Origin of the sequence: Paraburkholderia sp. IMGN_8, assembly GCF_038050405.1 — a bacterium.
Taxonomy (GTDB): Bacteria; Pseudomonadota; Gammaproteobacteria; order Burkholderiales; family Burkholderiaceae; genus Paraburkholderia.
The window spans coordinates 666,392-681,199 of the sequence record NZ_CP150901.1 but is presented as its reverse complement, the minus strand read 5'-3'; the positions used below and the strand labels follow the sequence as shown (position 1 = coordinate 681,199).

Below are 14,808 nucleotides of genomic sequence, written 5' to 3'. Positions count from 1 at the left end.
ACCTGACCGACGACAAGATGGCGCAACTCGACGTCCTCATCAAGAAGCTCGGCGCTCAGTAAGCATCCGCGAGCGCAGAGGAGGGGTCCGTGAAACGGCCCCTTCAGCAACCGCCGTTCCGCTTCAAAACTCCTGCACAGTTGGGCGCAGCACGATCTCGTTGATATCGACGTTCGCCGGCTGCTCGATCGCATACGCCACTGCCCGCGCCACCGAGTCCGCAGGGATAGCCTGCTGATAGAACTCGTCGAGCATCTTCGCGCTGGCTTCGTGCGAACTGCCCAACTTCAGCTCCGAATCGATTACGCCTGGCGACACGATGGTCGTGCGAATCGCGCCGCCGACTTCGTGCCGCAATCCTTCGGATATCGCCCGCACTGCGAACTTGGTGCTGCTGTATACGGTGCCGCCAGGGCTGAACACTTTGATCCCGCCCACCGACGCGACATTGATGAAGTGCCCGCTGCCCTGCTTCTGAAACACCGGCAGCGCAGCAGCGATGCCGTACAGCACGCCTTTGATATTGATGTCGATCATTCGCTCCCACTCGTCGACCTTGGTCTCCGCCAGCGGCGCGATCGCCATCAGGCCAGCGTTGTTGACGATCACGTCGGCCTTGCCGAAGCGTTCAACTGCCAGCGCGACCAACGCGTCCACATCGGCACGGCGTGTGACATCGGTGGCAAGCACCTCGACTTTGCCGCCCCTCGCGCGAAGTTCCCCGGCAATCTTTTCGAGGCGGTCGAGACGCCGCGCACCCAGCACCAGCGCCGCGCCCTTCGACGACAACAGACGCGCCGTCGCTTCACCCAAACCACTGCTTGCACCCGTGATAACAACTACTTTTCCTTCGATACCGTGACTCATGATCCGCTCCCTTGAAAAGGCGAAATGCCTTGGTGTGAGCTGATTATGGGAGCCGCGACGGCACCGCTCAATGGAAATGATACGATTTGACAATTCCATAATCTGGAATCGTCAAACGTATCATCGAACCTGCAGGAGGCGTGATGCAGAACCGTCTGGAATTGCTGAGACTCTATTGCGCCGCTGTCGAAGCGAACAGTTTCAAAGACGCCGCCACGCGCCTGGGTGCATCGCCGCAGTCGGTCACGCGAGCCGTGCAGGAGCTCGAATCGCTGGTCGGCGAAGTGCTGTTTCACCGCAATACCCGGCGCGTACGCGCAACCGAAGCAGGCGAGGTGCTGGCCGCGCGCGCCCGCGAACTCGTACGGCAGGCCGACGATCTCCTGCAACCGGGCCGCCCGGATGCCGAGGCCGGTTTGAGCGGCCTCGTGCGGATCACAGCGCCCAAGGCGATTGGCGAAACTCATCTGATGCCCGTGTTGACGCGAGTCGCGCAGCAGCATCCAGGTATCACCCTCGACGTGCGCTTGTCGGATCAGATTAGCGATGTGATCGAAGAGCGGATCGATATCGGCGTTCGAGTCGGCTTCATGCGGGACAGCCGGTTCGTGGTCCGCTCCGTCTCCAAGGCCAGTTTTTTTGTCGTGGCGACGCCGAAGCTAATACGCCGCACCGGACGGCCGGACACCGTGCAGCAACTCGGCGAGGTGCCGACCACCGCGCTGCTGGACCGCAATACCGGCCGCAAATGGCCGTGGCAGTTCGCGCAAGGCGAGCAGTTCACACCGGGGCCGTCAGCCTTCGTGACCGACGATCCTCAAGCCGAATGCCAGGCCGTGCTGGCCGGTCTCGGCTACGGGCAACTTGCCAGCTATCTCGCACAGCCTTATCTGCGCACCGGCAAACTGGTGAGCGTGCTCGACGCGCTGGCACCCGAGCCTTGGCCCATCTGCGTGTACCGGCCGCAACGGGGACCCGTTCCGCCACGTGTCCGGCTGGTGTTCGACGCGATCGTGGAAGTGTTGTCGGGGACGGATTTTCCGGGGACGGACTGATCTGCGCGCCAGACGAGGAAAGACCGCACACAAGCCGAAACCTGAGCATCGTAGGACGGCAGAACTCGATCAGCGCGGCATCTGCATGGAATACACCGCCTGCACAGCGCTACGAAAACCAGACAACGAACCGCGTCCCCGAAACCAGGCTGCTCACGGTCAACCGCCATTCATGAGCCGTGGCAATCTCCTTGCAGATTGCGAGTCCGAGTCCGGCGCCTTCGTGTCCGGCATCAGACGCACGCCAGAACCGCTTGAAGAGAAATGGCAGATACTCCTGCTTGATCCCCTGCCCTTCGTCCTGGACCTGCACCGAAACGCCGTCGACGACCAGCAATACCGTGCCATTAAGAGGCGACGCATTGATCGCATTCTCGACAATGTTCTTTAGCAGAATGAACAACGCGCTCCTGTCCGCCCAGATCGACGGCGGCGCCACCCGTGTTTCGAGCTGCAGCTTGACCTCCTTTCTGTCGGCCTTGCGCGCGAGATAGGCCACGACGTCCTGTGCGACGTCGACAATGCTCACCTCGCCGAAACTGAAGTTCTGCGACTCGCTGACTTCCGCAAGGTGCAACAACTGCCGAACCTGTCGAGCCATCAGATCGATTTCGCGAAGCAGCAATTCCTTGTCCTCGATCTCCGGTTGCAACTCGATCTGGCCTCGGATCAAGGTCAGCGGTGTCTGGAGCTCATGCGCGGCTGACGCGAGAAACTGCTGCTGAACGGAGAAACCGTTTTCGAGCCGGTCGAGTGCTGCGTTGAAGGCGTTGATCAGCGGTTTGATTTCGCTCGGAACGCCCTTGGTCGAAAGTCGCGTGGTGAGGTTGCGCGGCGTGATACCTGCGGCAGCACGCGATGCCTCCCTGAGCGGCCTGAGTATCCGACGCACGGTAAACGTCAGCGTCAGGCCGAAAATGATCGTGGCGACGAAAATGGTCGTCTTGACGATCGCAGGAATCTGCTTGACCTTCGCGCCGACGAGCGCGTCGACAAAACGCTCCGAAGCTGCAGTCTGGGCGTAGAAGGTCGCCGCCCCATGCTGGACCTTCAACGTCAGGACCTCGAACGGCTTTGTCCCGATCTCCACGCGCCGAATCTTGCCGACCGCATCTGAAAGATTGCCTGCAATCCATGCTCCGCCGTCTTGGGCGCTGCTCGATGCGAGCAGCAGGTTGCCGTGTTCATCGAGTATCCGGTACTTCCGCTCCGTGGGCAGCACCTCGTAGATCCATGCGCCCTCCTCCGAAAGCTGCACGGAGACCGGCCGGCCGGCGTCATCGAAACGCAAGCCTGCGGTGACGTCCATGGCGCTTTCCATCTCCTCGTGCCGCCCCAGCGTGCGCTGCGGGAAATGATTGAACGCATAGACGGTGACCGTCGCCAGCACCGTGAGGCAGATCGCCAGCGCGACAATGCTGGTCACCCAAAGCCGCGCGGACAAACTTCGAATCCAGTGATCGAGCATGGCGGACCGGTCGCAGTTGAGGTTAGCGCTGCTCAGCAGAGCCCGCGGCAGCCTGCAGCGCGAAGCCCGCGCCGCGGATATTCGCGAGCCGTGTCGTCGCACCGATCGCGGTCAACTTCTTGCGCAGACGGTGCAGCGTCACTTCCAGCGCATTGGGCGTCACGGCTTCGCCGAGTCCCCAGGCGGCATGCTCGAGCGCCGCATGCCGTACGGTTGCGCCCGCCGCCTTCACGAGGCACAGCGCGATCTGCAGTTCGGCAGGCGCAAGCAGCACCGAATGGCTGCCGCAGCGCAGCGCGCGCTGCTGCGGATCGACGGTGAGGTCGGCAAACGATGCCACCAGTTCGGTCAGCGCCGCCGGACGGCGCATCAACGTACGCACCCGCGCGACCAGCTCGCTCATCGCAAACGGCTTGGTCACATAGTCGTCCGCGCCGCTTTCCAGTCCGTCGACGCGGTCGTGCAGCGCGTCGCGCGCGGTCAGCATCAGAGACGGCGTCGTCTGGCCCGCCGCACGCAAGGTCCGCAAAAAAGCCAGGCCATCGCCGTCCGGCAGACCGCGATCGATGATCAGCACCGCGTAGTCGGCCCGGCTCACGCCATAGCGAGCCTCCGAAACGTTGCCGAACACATCGGTCTCGATCCCCGCCGCAGACAAGGCGTGGCGAATCATCCCGGCGAGGCGTTCGTGGTCTTCGATCAATGCGACGCGCGACATGCGACGGTACTCAATTGAATTCGTCAAGGTAACCGATTCTAGCTTGCGGAGTGAATCTCTTGTCCTGGGGTCTGTTCACATATGTGAACAGACCCCAGGGTAGATGGATGAAGCGGTATCGACTCTAGAACGCTTGGACTTACTCGTTACTTACTCACAGGTCTGTTTGCACATTGGGACCGGCGGCGGCGCTCGCGACGGGCTCAGTCGACTCGATCCCGGCGCAGGCCGGCTGGTAGTCGCGAAACGAGCCTTCGGGCGTCGTTCACATCAGACTCGGGACAACATCCATTCCCGAAAGCGCTTCAAACCCGGTCGTGTCTCGATGCGTTCCGTGAAATAGCAGAGATAGTGTCCATGGTCGACGTCGATCGGGGCCGTCAGGGGTTCCACGAGGGTGCCGGCGGCGAGATTGTCGCGCACCAGAAAGGCAGGGATGAGCGCAAGCCCGAGGCCAGCCTGAGCCGCCTGGATCAGCACGGCGTATTGCTCGAAACGCGGGCCCGCGAGCACTTGCATGTCGTACACGCCATAGAACCCGGCCCACTGGCCCCATACCCGCTCAGCCTGGCCATGCAATAGCCGGGGGACGCCCACTGCGTCCTGGGGCCGGCGCAACGTGTGCGTCTGCTGAAAATCGGGTGCGCAGACCAGCAGAAAAGTGCGGCCGTCGATGTAATCGCATTGGACCCCCTCCCAATTGCCGTCGCCGTAGCGGATGGCTGCATCCAGATCCAGCGGGAACGGATCGCCGTGCGCAAGGTGCCGGCTGAAACTGATCGTGACCCCTGGCGTACTGGACAAGAAGTCTGGTAGCCGGGGAATCAGCCATTTCGTCGTGAAGGTCGGCACGCTTGCGATCGTCAGCAGGTCGCTCTGTCCGCCGGCGCTCATCAGTTCAAGCGACGCGTTGCCGATGTCGCGCAACGGGTTGGCGACCCGAGCGAGGTAGAGGCTGCCCGCCCGGGTGAGCACCAGGTTGCGGCCGTCGCGAATAAACAACTGCACTCCGAATGAAGTCTCCAGGCTGGCGATCTGCCGGCTGACGGCGCTCGGCGTGAGACCCAGTTCACGCGCCGCGCGGGAAAAGTTCAGATGTTTGGCAGAGCTGGTGAAGGAGAGTAATTCGGTGACGTTCGGGTAAAGGTGTTTCATCAGCGGTTCGGCGTTGAAGTGTTCCGGATGCGCACAGCGCAATGCGTGTTTTGTACGTTTTTTTCATGACGACGCCATGTCGTATCCCCACACTTGCAAGCAATTCGAAACCTTTCACTGAGTCCGGTCATGGCGTGGAGACTCAGTCCGTTTCCCAAGGAATGCCTGCATGCAAACCCCCGCCGCACCGGCCATTCAGCCTCGTATTCCTGCTCATCACAGCAGCAGGCGCTTCGCGTCGATCAGGCGCGTCGCGCTTCATGCCGTGGTGGTGCTCTTTGCGATCTACATGCTGCTGCCGATCGCTTTGCTGCTGATCGGCGCGTTCGGCGAAACGTGGACCAACACGTTGCTGCCGACCGGCGTCACCGGACACTGGTTCGCGGACCTCGCCACCAACATGAGCTTCCGGCGCGCTTTCGGCGTGAGCCTGATGGTCGCACTGGCCTGTTGCTGCGCGGCTGCCGTGATCGGCTTGCCGCTCGCGTATGCGCTGCACTATCGCTCGCTCTCCGGGCGCGGCATGACGGCGCGGCTGGTCGCGCTGCTGCCGGTGGGCGTGCCTGCGCTCACGCTGGGTTTCGGTTACATCGCCATCTTCAGCGGCGACACGCTGCCGTGGCTCGGATCGTTGCCGTTGCTGATTGCCGCCCATACGGTGCTGACCTTGCCGTACCTCACGCAGACGCTGCTCGCCGACCTGCGCCACCTCGATATCGAGCGCCTTGAAGCGTGTGCTGCGACGCTCGGCGCAACGCCGCTGCGGCAGTTCTTCACGGTCGTCTTGCCCAACCTCCGGCAGAGCCTGTTCTCGGGACTCGTCATGGTGGCCGCGCTGTCGATCGGCGAATTCCAGGTGTCCAACCTGATCGCCGGCTTTCGCTACCGGAACTATCCGGTGGTGCTGCTGCAGGCGTTCTACGGCGCGACCGGCATGGCGTGCGCCGCCACCGTGGTGCTGCTGTGCCTGGCGGTGATCGCGACCCTTGTATCGATCAACACTGTTCAACGACTGAAGTGAAACGATGAGCCTCCATTTCGAAAACGTGAGCTTTACTTATCCCGGCGCGCAACACGGTATCGAAGCCGTCACGCTGTCGGTCACGCCGGGCGAACTGCTGGCCGTGATGGGCCGCAGCGGTTCCGGCAAGTCGACGATCCTGCGGCTGACCGCGGGTCTGCTGGACGGCTATCGAGGACGGATTGCAATCGATAGGCGCGACGTGGCGGGCGTTCCGGTGTGGCGCCGCGAGGTCGGCATGGTGTTCCAGCAATATGCGCTGTTCCCGCATCTGAACGTGGTGGACAACGTGGCGTACGGGCTGCGGATGCGCGGCATCGATGCCGCGAAACGCCGGGCTCGCGCGCTCGAGATGCTCGAACGGGTCGGTCTTGCCGAACACGCCGGGCGGCGTACGACCTTGCTGTCGGGCGGGCAACAGCAGCGCGTCGCGCTGGCTCGCGCGCTGGCGTTCGAACCAAAGGTGCTGCTGCTCGACGAACCGCTTGCCGCGCTCGACGCAGGCATCCGCCAGCAGCTACGCGACGAGATTCGCACGCTGCAACGCGCATGCGGCGCCACCACCCTGCTGGTCACGCACGATCAGGACGAAGCGTTGAGCCTTGCGGACCGCGTGGCCGTAGTCGACGGCGGGCGGGTCTTGCAGGTGGATACGCCGGAGCGTCTCTACGACCGGCCGGTATCGACCCAGGTCGCGCGCTTCGTCGGTCATTCGAGCGTGATGCCGGGACGCGTGATAGCGAACGGCACGGTCGACGTTTCCTTTGCGCTGCTGTCCGCCGATACCAGTGCTTTCCGCCCCGGCGACCAGGTCGAGGTACTGGTTCGTCCCGAACACGTGCAGCCCGATCCGCCGGCGAGCGCGGTCAACCGGCTCGGCGGCCGCCGCGCCGAGGTGCGCTACTTCGGCGCGACATGCCGCTACGACTTCGTTCCGGATTCCACTCAGAAACCGCTGCTGTGCGAAGGGCGCCGTCTTGCCGAACACGCCATCGCCATCGCCCCCGAACATCTGCGCGTGCTGCCCGCGCAGGCCAGTCAATTTCGCTAATTCACCTTGTTTGACGGAGAACCAGAATGCTTGCAGGGTTTAGTCTTTTGTCGCGAGTCCGCCGTATCGCCGGAGTCGTTTGTGCGTTGTCGGTATTGACTGCCGCGTCTGGCGCCCATGCCGCGCCGGCCGCGCCCCTTTACCCCGGAGAAGACGCGTTGTACGCGAAGGCGGCGGACGAGGGGCTCGTCGTGTCGTTCGACACCGGTCCCGAATGGGCTAACTGGAAGGCGCTGTTCGCCGAGTTCAGAAAGCGCTATCCGAAAGTCGAGATTACGTACAACGATATCGGCTCGGCCGCGACCGTGGTGGCGCTGGACAAGTCGCGGCGGCGTCCGCAGGCCGACACCGCGTACTACTTTGCCGCGTCCGCGCTGGACGCCGTCAACAAGGACGTGGTGGCGCCGTTCAAGCCGCTCAATTTCGACAAACTGCCGCCGGTGTTTCGCGAGCGCGATGGCCGCTGGTTCACGGTCCATTCGTTGAACATCGCCTTGCTGGTCAACCGGAAGCTCGTCAAGGACGTCCCGCACGGCTGGGCTGATCTGCTCAAGCCCGAGTACCGGAACTCGGTGGTCTATCTGGATCCGCGTTCGACCGGACAGGGACAGGTCGCGGTCTTCGCCGCGGCTTATGCGTTCGGTGGCAGCGTCGACAATCCGAAGCCGGGCGCCGACTTTTTCGGCAAGTTGCGCGAAGCGGGCAACGTGATGCGCGTCGAAGGCACCACCCCCTATGCGAAGTTCGTCAAGGGCGAGATTCCGATTCTGATCGGCTACGAAAACGACGGCCTCAAAGCGAAGTACGCCGACGGCATGGGCGACGCGGTCGAGGTGGTGATCCCGAAGGAAGCGACGGTTTCCGCACCATACGCCATCAGTCTCGTGAAGGACGGCCCGAATCCGAACGCGGCACGGCTCTGGCTGAATCTGGTCATGAGCGACGTCGGCCAGGCGCTGTTCGCGCAAGGCTACGTGCGTCCGGCTGTGCCTGACGTGCAATTGTCCGCGGACATCCGCGCGAAGATGCCCGACGTGCCGCAGGTGCATCCGCTCGACGTGGTCAAGGCCGCGGCGAAGAAGGCGGAAGTCGACCAGTTGTGGGCGCAGGCCGCGCTCGCGAAATGAGGGGCGGCAGATGGGATCTTCCTCGATGAACGAAGGGCTTGCGCGCCGCTTCGGCGCCGTCCCGGCGGGCCTCCTCCTCGCCCTGTTCTTTGCGTTGCCGCTCGGCGCATTGCTGGTATCGGCGGCCGAGGGGAACGGCGCGGCCTTCGTGCGGTTGGCCCATGATCCGCTGGTAGTCAGTGCGCTCGGTCACTCGCTGGCGCTGGCGCTCGCCGCCGGCACCGTGTCGCTGGCGGTGGGGCTGCCGCTTGCGATGGTGCTGGCCGGACAGCCGCCGCAGCGGCGCGGCTGGTTGCTCGCGTTGCTCGGCGTGCCGTTGGCGTTTTCCGGACTGGTGATTGCGTACGGGTTCATTCTCGCCTTCGGCCGCGCCGGCTTCGTGACGAGTGTCTTCGCCCGCATGGGCGCCGACCCGGCCACGGTCGGCGCGCTGATCTATACGACCGCGGGTCTGGTCGCAGCCTACGCGTACTACCTGATTCCACGCGTCGCGCTGATGCTTTATCCGGCGATTGCCAACCTGGACCGCCGTCCCATTGAAGCGGCGCTGACGCTGGGCGCATCGCCGCTGCGGGCGCTCTTCGACGTGGCGTTGCGGGAACTGTGGCCTTCGATCGCCTCGGCCTGGTGCCTCGTCACATCGATTGCACTGGGAACCTACGGTACCGCACTCGCGCTCGCCGGGACGCAGATCAATATCCTGCCGCTACTGATGTACCTGAAACTTTCCGATGGACAGACGGATTTTCCGCAGGCCGCCGCGCTTTCGCTGGTGCTGATGGCCGTTTGTACGAGTGTTCTGGCACTGGGGGAATGCCTTGCAAGGCAACGACAACACTGAATGGTCCAACGCCGCCAACCTGGCGCTGCAGAGACTGGCGCTCCGCCAGACAGGCCCGACGCGGCATGCGATGCCGATCGGACTGATCGGCCCGCGGGAGGCCACGGCGGGACAGTTGCAGGCAGCAAGAAGCCTCGGTTATGCATTGGCCGACGCCGGCATGACCATTCTCTGCGGTGGCAAAGGCGGTGTGATGGAGGCAGCCGCGTTCGGTGCGGCGCGCGCAGGCGGCATCGTGATCGGGCTGTTGCCCGAGGACGATGCCAACGAGGCCAACCCGTTTCTTACCGTGGCGCTACCGACCGGCATGGGCATTACGCGCAATGCGTTGATTGCGCGCGCCTCGCTCTGTCTCATCGCGATAGGAGGCGGGCTGGGCACGCTGTCCGAAATGGCGCTTGGGCTGCAGTGGAACAAGCCTGTCTTTACCCTGCTCGACGCACCGCAGGTAAGTGGCGCCGAGGTGTTCGAAGACGTCGATGCGCTCGCCATCCGCGTGGCGAACTGGCTGGTATCCGCGCAGCAGACGCAAGCTGCCGCTGGCTGAACCATGATGCGGGCGAAAGTCGTAGACGCCGTAGACGCACACGTATGAAGTCCTGACGGAACGTGTAACTGAACCAATCCGATGTTTTTTATTCTATAAATAGGTGTACTTATCATGATGAAAAAGACCACACTTGCATGTTTCGCATTGAGCGGCATGTCGCTCGCCGCACACGCGCAGAGCAGCGTGACCCTGTACGGGATCGTAGACGCCGGCCTGGGTTATACGAGCGGCCAACGTGTCGCGCAGACCAAGGGCGCGCTGGGCAAACCGGTTGTCTATAGCAACGCGTCGAACTATGGGTTTGCGAGCGGCACCTGGTCAGGCGACCGTTGGGGCCTGAAGGGCAAGGAAGACCTGGGCGGTGGCCTGGCGGCGGTGTTCCAGTTGGAGAACGGTTTTAACATCGGCACCGGACAGATGGGCCAGGGCGGCCGCGAGTTCGGCCGCCTGGCATGGATGGGATTGTCGAGCGAGAAATTCGGCAAGCTCACACTGGGCCGGCAATACGATCCGATCGTCGATTTCGTCGGCACGATCGGCGCCGGGTCGTTCCTCACCGGCATGGGCGCGCACCCTGGCGATCTGGACAACATCGACAATCAGGCGCGCGAGAACAACTCGATCAAGTACACGAGCCCGTCATTCTCAGGGTTCCAGTTCGGCGCGCTGTACGGATTCGGCAATCAGGCGGGCAGCGTCAAGAACCAGAGCACGTGGAGCCTGGGCGGCCAGTACACGAATGGTCCGTTCGCGATCGGCGCGGCCTACATGCAGGCGAACAACGCCTATGGGGCCAACGGCGGTGCGTGGACGGGCGCGTATGATGGCACGTTCGCGTCGTCGATCAACGAAGGCTTTGCGTCGGCCAGGAATCAGCAGATCATCGCTGCCGCGAGCACGTACCAGATCGGCCCAGTGACGCTGGGTGTGTCATACAGCAATACGCAGTACACGCCCGGCAGCTTCTCGCTGTTCACGGCCAAGGAAACCTTCAACTCGGCGGGCCTGACCGTCGCGTATCAGGCGACGTCTGCGTTGCGCCTCGCCGCCGGCTACGACTACACGCAGGGCAGTTCGATCAACGGCGGATCCGCTCCGAAGTACAACCAGTTCAACTTCGCGTCGTATTACTTCCTGTCCAAGCGCACTGCCCTCTATGGGCTGGTCGGTTATCAGAAGGCAAGCGGCAAGACGCTCGATGCATTCGGCAACGTTGTCAACGCGACGGCTTCGGTCGGCGACGTCGGCAACGGCATTTCGTCAGCGAACAATGCGCAGACACTGGTGCGAGTAGGTATCCGGCAGACGTTCTAAAGGCCTGGCGGCGGGAGAGGCGACACGTGCCTCTTCCGTCTGACGCTAGCCGCCTTCGTTCGGGTCCTTCGTCACACGTGACAACACTGCTGCGACCACCCGGTCACAATGAGCGCCTCCGAACTCGAACAGATCGCGCTCCGCGAGATCGATCTCGCGCGCCAGCGATTCGCGTAGCAGGCTTCTCGCGCGGAAATGGCGGCTACGTACGGTAGCCTCGGGAATGCCCAGACACGTGGCGGTTTCCTCCACACTCATTTCCTCAACGGAGCGAAGTACGAAAACCGTGCGGAAAGCATCGGGGAGTTCGTCCAGCTTGCGCTCGAGCAAAGCACGCATTTCCGCACGCGCAACCTCCGCCTCTGGCGGCCCTGCATCAGGTGCGGCCATCGCATCAACATTCACGTCAGTGTCCATATTCACAATTGGAATCACGTTCTGACGACGTGCGTATCGGCGCAGCCGCCCAAGGCATTCATTGAGCACCAGTCGCGAGAGCCAGGTGAACAGCGCGCACTCGCCTCGAAACTGCCCTATCGACCGGTAGGCTGATAGATACGCCTCCTGTAGCGCGTCCTCGGCTTCCGCATCATTGCGCAGCGTGGCACGTGCGAGCCGGTACAAGCGCCGATTGTGTCGGCGCATCAGCAGCTCGAACGCGCTCTGGTCGCCGGCGGCAATACGGCGCACGATTGCCTGCTCGTCGTCCACGGAGGGTGTCGTATATGCCGCAACCAGGTTTGTCATGCGTGCCTCGCCGTCCCGTTTTAACGCACAATCAGCAGCGCTTGCATCGTGGGGTGGAAACTGCACCCGTACGGATAGCTGCCAGCCTCGCGCGGTACGTAGCTCCAGGAGGCATTCGGCGCGATGCTGCGCGAATCGAAGGCCATGGAGTTTGCGCTTGCCGTGTGCGGAATCAGATCTTTGTTGGTCCACACCACACGGTCTCCGTGCTGCACAGTCAGCGTCTGCGGATTGAATCGCATCCCCTCGATAGTGACGAGGTATGTCCCCGGCGCCGCATCCGTATCGCGCCCTGTTACAAGCAGGCTACCGGCTACGATAGTGCAAGCGAGCACAAGGCCTCGTCGAGTCGTGCCCCGGCATCTGCCTGGAACGGCAACCGAACAGTTAGCCACCGCTTTTCCCCAGCGACGCCTGGATCATCCTGGCATGCTCAAGATGGGCGACAAAGGCCGGCCGGACTTTGACCAGCAGCGCTTTCAACTCCGCATTTTGCGCATTCGGGATCAAGGTCTTGTCGATCGCGTCAAGAACCGCCTCGTGATATGTCACTTCATGGTCAATATACGCCCGGTCGAATGCTGCGCCATCGAGCTTCTTCAGCGTCGCAACATTGGCGAGACCGCCTTGCGCGAGGCTCTGGCTCGTCGGATTCTCCTCCGGCGTGACCTTCAGCCGGTGAACGAGATCAGTGGCCGCCTTGTTGACGGCACTGTGGTCGGTAACCATGAGTTGCGCGAACGCTTTGACGTCTTTCTTTCCGGTCTTCGACTCCGCGAGTTTCGCTGCGTCGATATCGACCTGATTGGCCGTCACCACAATCGCCGCAATCTGCGGGTCCGTCGGGCCGGCAGATTGCGCCCACGCAGCCAGGCTGACTAACAGGCTGACAGACGCCAGCACGCCGGCCCATCCGGCATGAATTAGTTTCATGAGGCTTCTCCCCAGTGATCATCGCAAGTCATCCCCCGCCCGGAGGGCGGGTTCGATTGGACTTTCGATGTGGAGATAGATGTCGCCTCTGCCACCCGCGTTCCCGGGCCGTGTCGCGGACCCATCTCGCGGCGGCACCGAAAAAATCGACTGCTTTATCCCGCGCGTCGCACCGGAGGGAAGCGCTTTGTGCTCCGGCTGAACTTCACGCGCCGGAATCGCTCTTTCTTGTGCTCTTCTTCAAAGTGCGCGAGTGACGGCTTGACCAGATCGCTTCGCGAGACGATGCCGATCAGATGCATGGTCTCCCGGTCGGCGACCACGGGCAACCGTTCAAGACCATGTACAGCGAGCCGGGTTGCGACAAGCCGGCACGTCTCGCCGGGCAACGCCACGACCGGGGTCCTGCCGCGTAACACGTCGGCAACACGTGCGTCGAGCACCGGGCCGGTTCCGTCGCTACGGAAACGTTCGAGAGCGGCGCGATCGACGATGCCGGCCACGGCGCCTTGGTTCATAACCGGATAGGCTCGGTGTGTTTGTGTCGTACCGAAGAACAGCGCGAGCACGTCACGTACGGACATGTCGGCATCGATGGTCTCGACTGAACGCGACATCACCTCGTCGACATGATGACGCTCGAGCGGATCGACCCCATATTCGCGGTAAATGTGATATCCGCGGCGGGCGATCTTTTCCGTCATGATCGAGCGTCGCATGACCACCGTCGCAAAGCCGTGCGCGACCAGCGTGGCGGCCAGCAAGGGCAACAACGCATTGCTGTCGTGCGTCAGTCCGAATGCGAATACGATCGCCGTCAGCGGCGCCCCAAGCGTGGCGCCAAGCGTTGCCGCCATGCAGACGAGCGGCCACAGCGCGGGCTCGCCGCCCGGCAGCACGTGACCGAGTACGGTTCCAAGCCCTGCCCCCAGCATGAGCAGCGGAGCGAGAACCCCGCCCGACGTCCCGGAGCCCAGCGCGACCACCCAGATGACCGCCTTCACGATCAGAATGGCAGCAGCGGCTTGCAATACGATGTGCTGATGCAGCAAGTCGCCGATCACGTCATAACCGACGCCGAGCGCACGAGGTTCGATCAATCCGCCGATCCCGACCACGAGACCGCCAAGCGCGGGCCACCACATCCAGTGAATCGGCAGCTTGCCGAACAGATCCTCCGTCTTGTACAGCGCAGCTGACAGACCTGAAGCCAGCGCCCCGCTCATCAGGCCGGCAATGACGCAGGACACGAGCGACAACGCATCGGGCGGCGCCGTTTCGAGCGGAAACAGAGGTCCCGTACCGAAGAATGCAGCCCGTGCAAACCCGGCGACCGCACAGGCCAATGCGACCGGCAAAAAGCTGCGAGGCCGCCATTCGAACAACAGCAGTTCAACCGCCAGCAGCACGGCGGCCACAGGGGTGCCGAAGACCGCTGTCATCCCCGCTGCCGCGCCGGCGACAAGCAACGTCTTGCGCTCCGCGGAAGTCAGTTTCACGCACTGCGCGATCAGCGAACCGAGGGCGCCACCCGTCATGATAATCGGGCCTTCGGCGCCGAATGGCCCGCCACTGCCGATCACAATGCCGGACGACAGCGGTTTGAGGATCGCGACCTTCGGCGACATTCGGCTCTTGCCGAACAGGATGGCTTCGATCGCTTCCGGAATGCCATGTCCGCGGATTTTTTCCGACCCGAAGCGGGCCATGAGGCCCACGATCAGACCGCCAGCCACCGGTACCAGAATCACCCAGCCGCCGAGTGTGTTCTGTGCCGGCGACCGGTCCGCGAAGGAAAGCGCGCCAAAGAAGAAAAGGTTGGTGAAGAAATGAATCAGGCTTAGCAGCACAAAAGCTGCGAGCGTGCTGAGCGCGCCGATGCCGGCGGCAAGCGCCGAAATGCCGGGAAGCCGCGCGTTGACGGAAAAGTCGCGCTTATGGGTGTCGAGACTCATGGGGAC

General features: G+C 63.0%; 15 protein-coding genes. 7 read left to right on the top strand and 8 right to left on the bottom strand.

From position 1 onward, the window contains the following. Positions 1 to 123: 123 nt before the first annotated feature. Positions 124 to 867 carry an SDR family oxidoreductase gene (locus WN982_RS24335; protein WP_341318211.1) on the bottom strand — a complete coding sequence of 248 codons (744 nt, stop codon included), beginning with the start codon at positions 865 to 867 and terminating at the stop codon, positions 124 to 126. A gap of 143 nt (positions 868 to 1,010) precedes the next feature. Between WN982_RS24335 and WN982_RS24330 the strand changes: the two genes are divergently transcribed. Next, entirely contained in the window at positions 1,011 to 1,922 is a 912-nt protein-coding gene (locus WN982_RS24330) for a LysR family transcriptional regulator (RefSeq protein WP_341318210.1), read from the top strand. Positions 1,923 to 2,031: 109 nt separating this feature from the next. On the opposite strand, the gene WN982_RS24325 is transcribed toward WN982_RS24330, so the two are convergent. The 3 genes from WN982_RS24325 to WN982_RS24315 all read right to left on the bottom strand — a co-directional run bounded on the left by WN982_RS24325 (position 2,032) and on the right by WN982_RS24315 (position 5,263). Beyond that, positions 2,032 to 3,366 (bottom strand): ATP-binding protein, encoded by a 1,335-nt coding sequence (locus WN982_RS24325; RefSeq protein WP_341318209.1) that lies wholly within the window; start codon positions 3,364 to 3,366, stop codon positions 2,032 to 2,034. A gap of 46 nt (positions 3,367 to 3,412) precedes the next feature. After that, positions 3,413 to 4,108 carry a response regulator transcription factor gene (locus WN982_RS24320; RefSeq protein WP_341319406.1) on the bottom strand — a complete coding sequence of 232 codons (696 nt, stop codon included), beginning with the start codon at positions 4,106 to 4,108 and terminating at the stop codon, positions 3,413 to 3,415. 270 nt (positions 4,109 to 4,378) lie between these two features. Further along, the gene (locus tag WN982_RS24315; RefSeq protein WP_341318208.1) at positions 4,379 to 5,263 is read right to left on the bottom strand and encodes a LysR substrate-binding domain-containing protein; all 885 of its coding nucleotides are present in this window, start codon (positions 5,261 to 5,263) and stop codon (positions 4,379 to 4,381) included. 289 nt (positions 5,264 to 5,552) lie between these two features. Here WN982_RS24315 and WN982_RS24310 point away from each other — a divergent pair, with 289 nt between their 5' ends. The 6 genes from WN982_RS24310 (at position 5,553) to WN982_RS24285 (ending at position 11,167) form a co-directional block, all read left to right on the top strand. Further along, a complete protein-coding gene (locus tag WN982_RS24310) occupies positions 5,553 to 6,284 on the top strand; it encodes an ABC transporter permease subunit (RefSeq protein WP_341319405.1) in 732 nt (243 codons plus the stop codon). 4 nt (positions 6,285 to 6,288) lie between these two features. Then, on the top strand, positions 6,289 to 7,335 hold the full coding sequence (locus WN982_RS24305; RefSeq protein WP_341318207.1) for an ABC transporter ATP-binding protein: 1,047 nt from the start codon (positions 6,289 to 6,291) through the stop codon (positions 7,333 to 7,335). A 26-nt stretch (positions 7,336 to 7,361) separates the two neighbouring features. Further along, a complete protein-coding gene (locus WN982_RS24300) occupies positions 7,362 to 8,462 on the top strand; it encodes an extracellular solute-binding protein (RefSeq protein ID WP_341318206.1) in 1,101 nt (366 codons plus the stop codon). 10 nt (positions 8,463 to 8,472) lie between these two features. Further along, entirely contained in the window at positions 8,473 to 9,303 is an 831-nt protein-coding gene (locus WN982_RS24295) for an ABC transporter permease subunit (RefSeq protein ID WP_341318205.1), read from the top strand. A 70-nt stretch (positions 9,304 to 9,373) separates the two neighbouring features. Next, positions 9,374 to 9,850, top strand: a complete 477-nt coding sequence (locus tag WN982_RS24290) for a TIGR00725 family protein (RefSeq protein ID WP_341319404.1) — start codon at positions 9,374 to 9,376, stop codon at positions 9,848 to 9,850. 117 nt (positions 9,851 to 9,967) lie between these two features. After that, positions 9,968 to 11,167 carry a porin gene (locus tag WN982_RS24285; protein WP_341319403.1) on the top strand — a complete coding sequence of 400 codons (1,200 nt, stop codon included), beginning with the start codon at positions 9,968 to 9,970 and terminating at the stop codon, positions 11,165 to 11,167. Positions 11,168 to 11,212: 45 nt separating this feature from the next. On the opposite strand, the gene WN982_RS24280 is transcribed toward WN982_RS24285, so the two are convergent. From WN982_RS24280 to WN982_RS24265, 4 genes are all read right to left on the bottom strand, one after another. Further along, positions 11,213 to 11,914: an RNA polymerase sigma factor gene (locus WN982_RS24280; RefSeq protein ID WP_341318204.1), complete on the bottom strand. Its 702-nt coding sequence runs from the start codon at positions 11,912 to 11,914 to the stop codon at positions 11,213 to 11,215. Positions 11,915 to 11,934: 20 nt separating this feature from the next. Next, positions 11,935 to 12,249 carry a cupredoxin family copper-binding protein gene (locus tag WN982_RS24275; RefSeq protein ID WP_341318203.1) on the bottom strand — a complete coding sequence of 105 codons (315 nt, stop codon included), beginning with the start codon at positions 12,247 to 12,249 and terminating at the stop codon, positions 11,935 to 11,937. A 52-nt stretch (positions 12,250 to 12,301) separates the two neighbouring features. Continuing rightward, a complete protein-coding gene (locus tag WN982_RS24270; protein ID WP_341318202.1) occupies positions 12,302 to 12,847 on the bottom strand; it encodes a DUF4142 domain-containing protein in 546 nt (181 codons plus the stop codon). Positions 12,848 to 13,002: 155 nt separating this feature from the next. Continuing rightward, positions 13,003 to 14,802, bottom strand: a complete 1,800-nt coding sequence (locus WN982_RS24265; RefSeq protein ID WP_341318201.1) for a chloride channel protein — start codon at positions 14,800 to 14,802, stop codon at positions 13,003 to 13,005. Positions 14,803 to 14,808 lie beyond the last annotated feature (6 nt).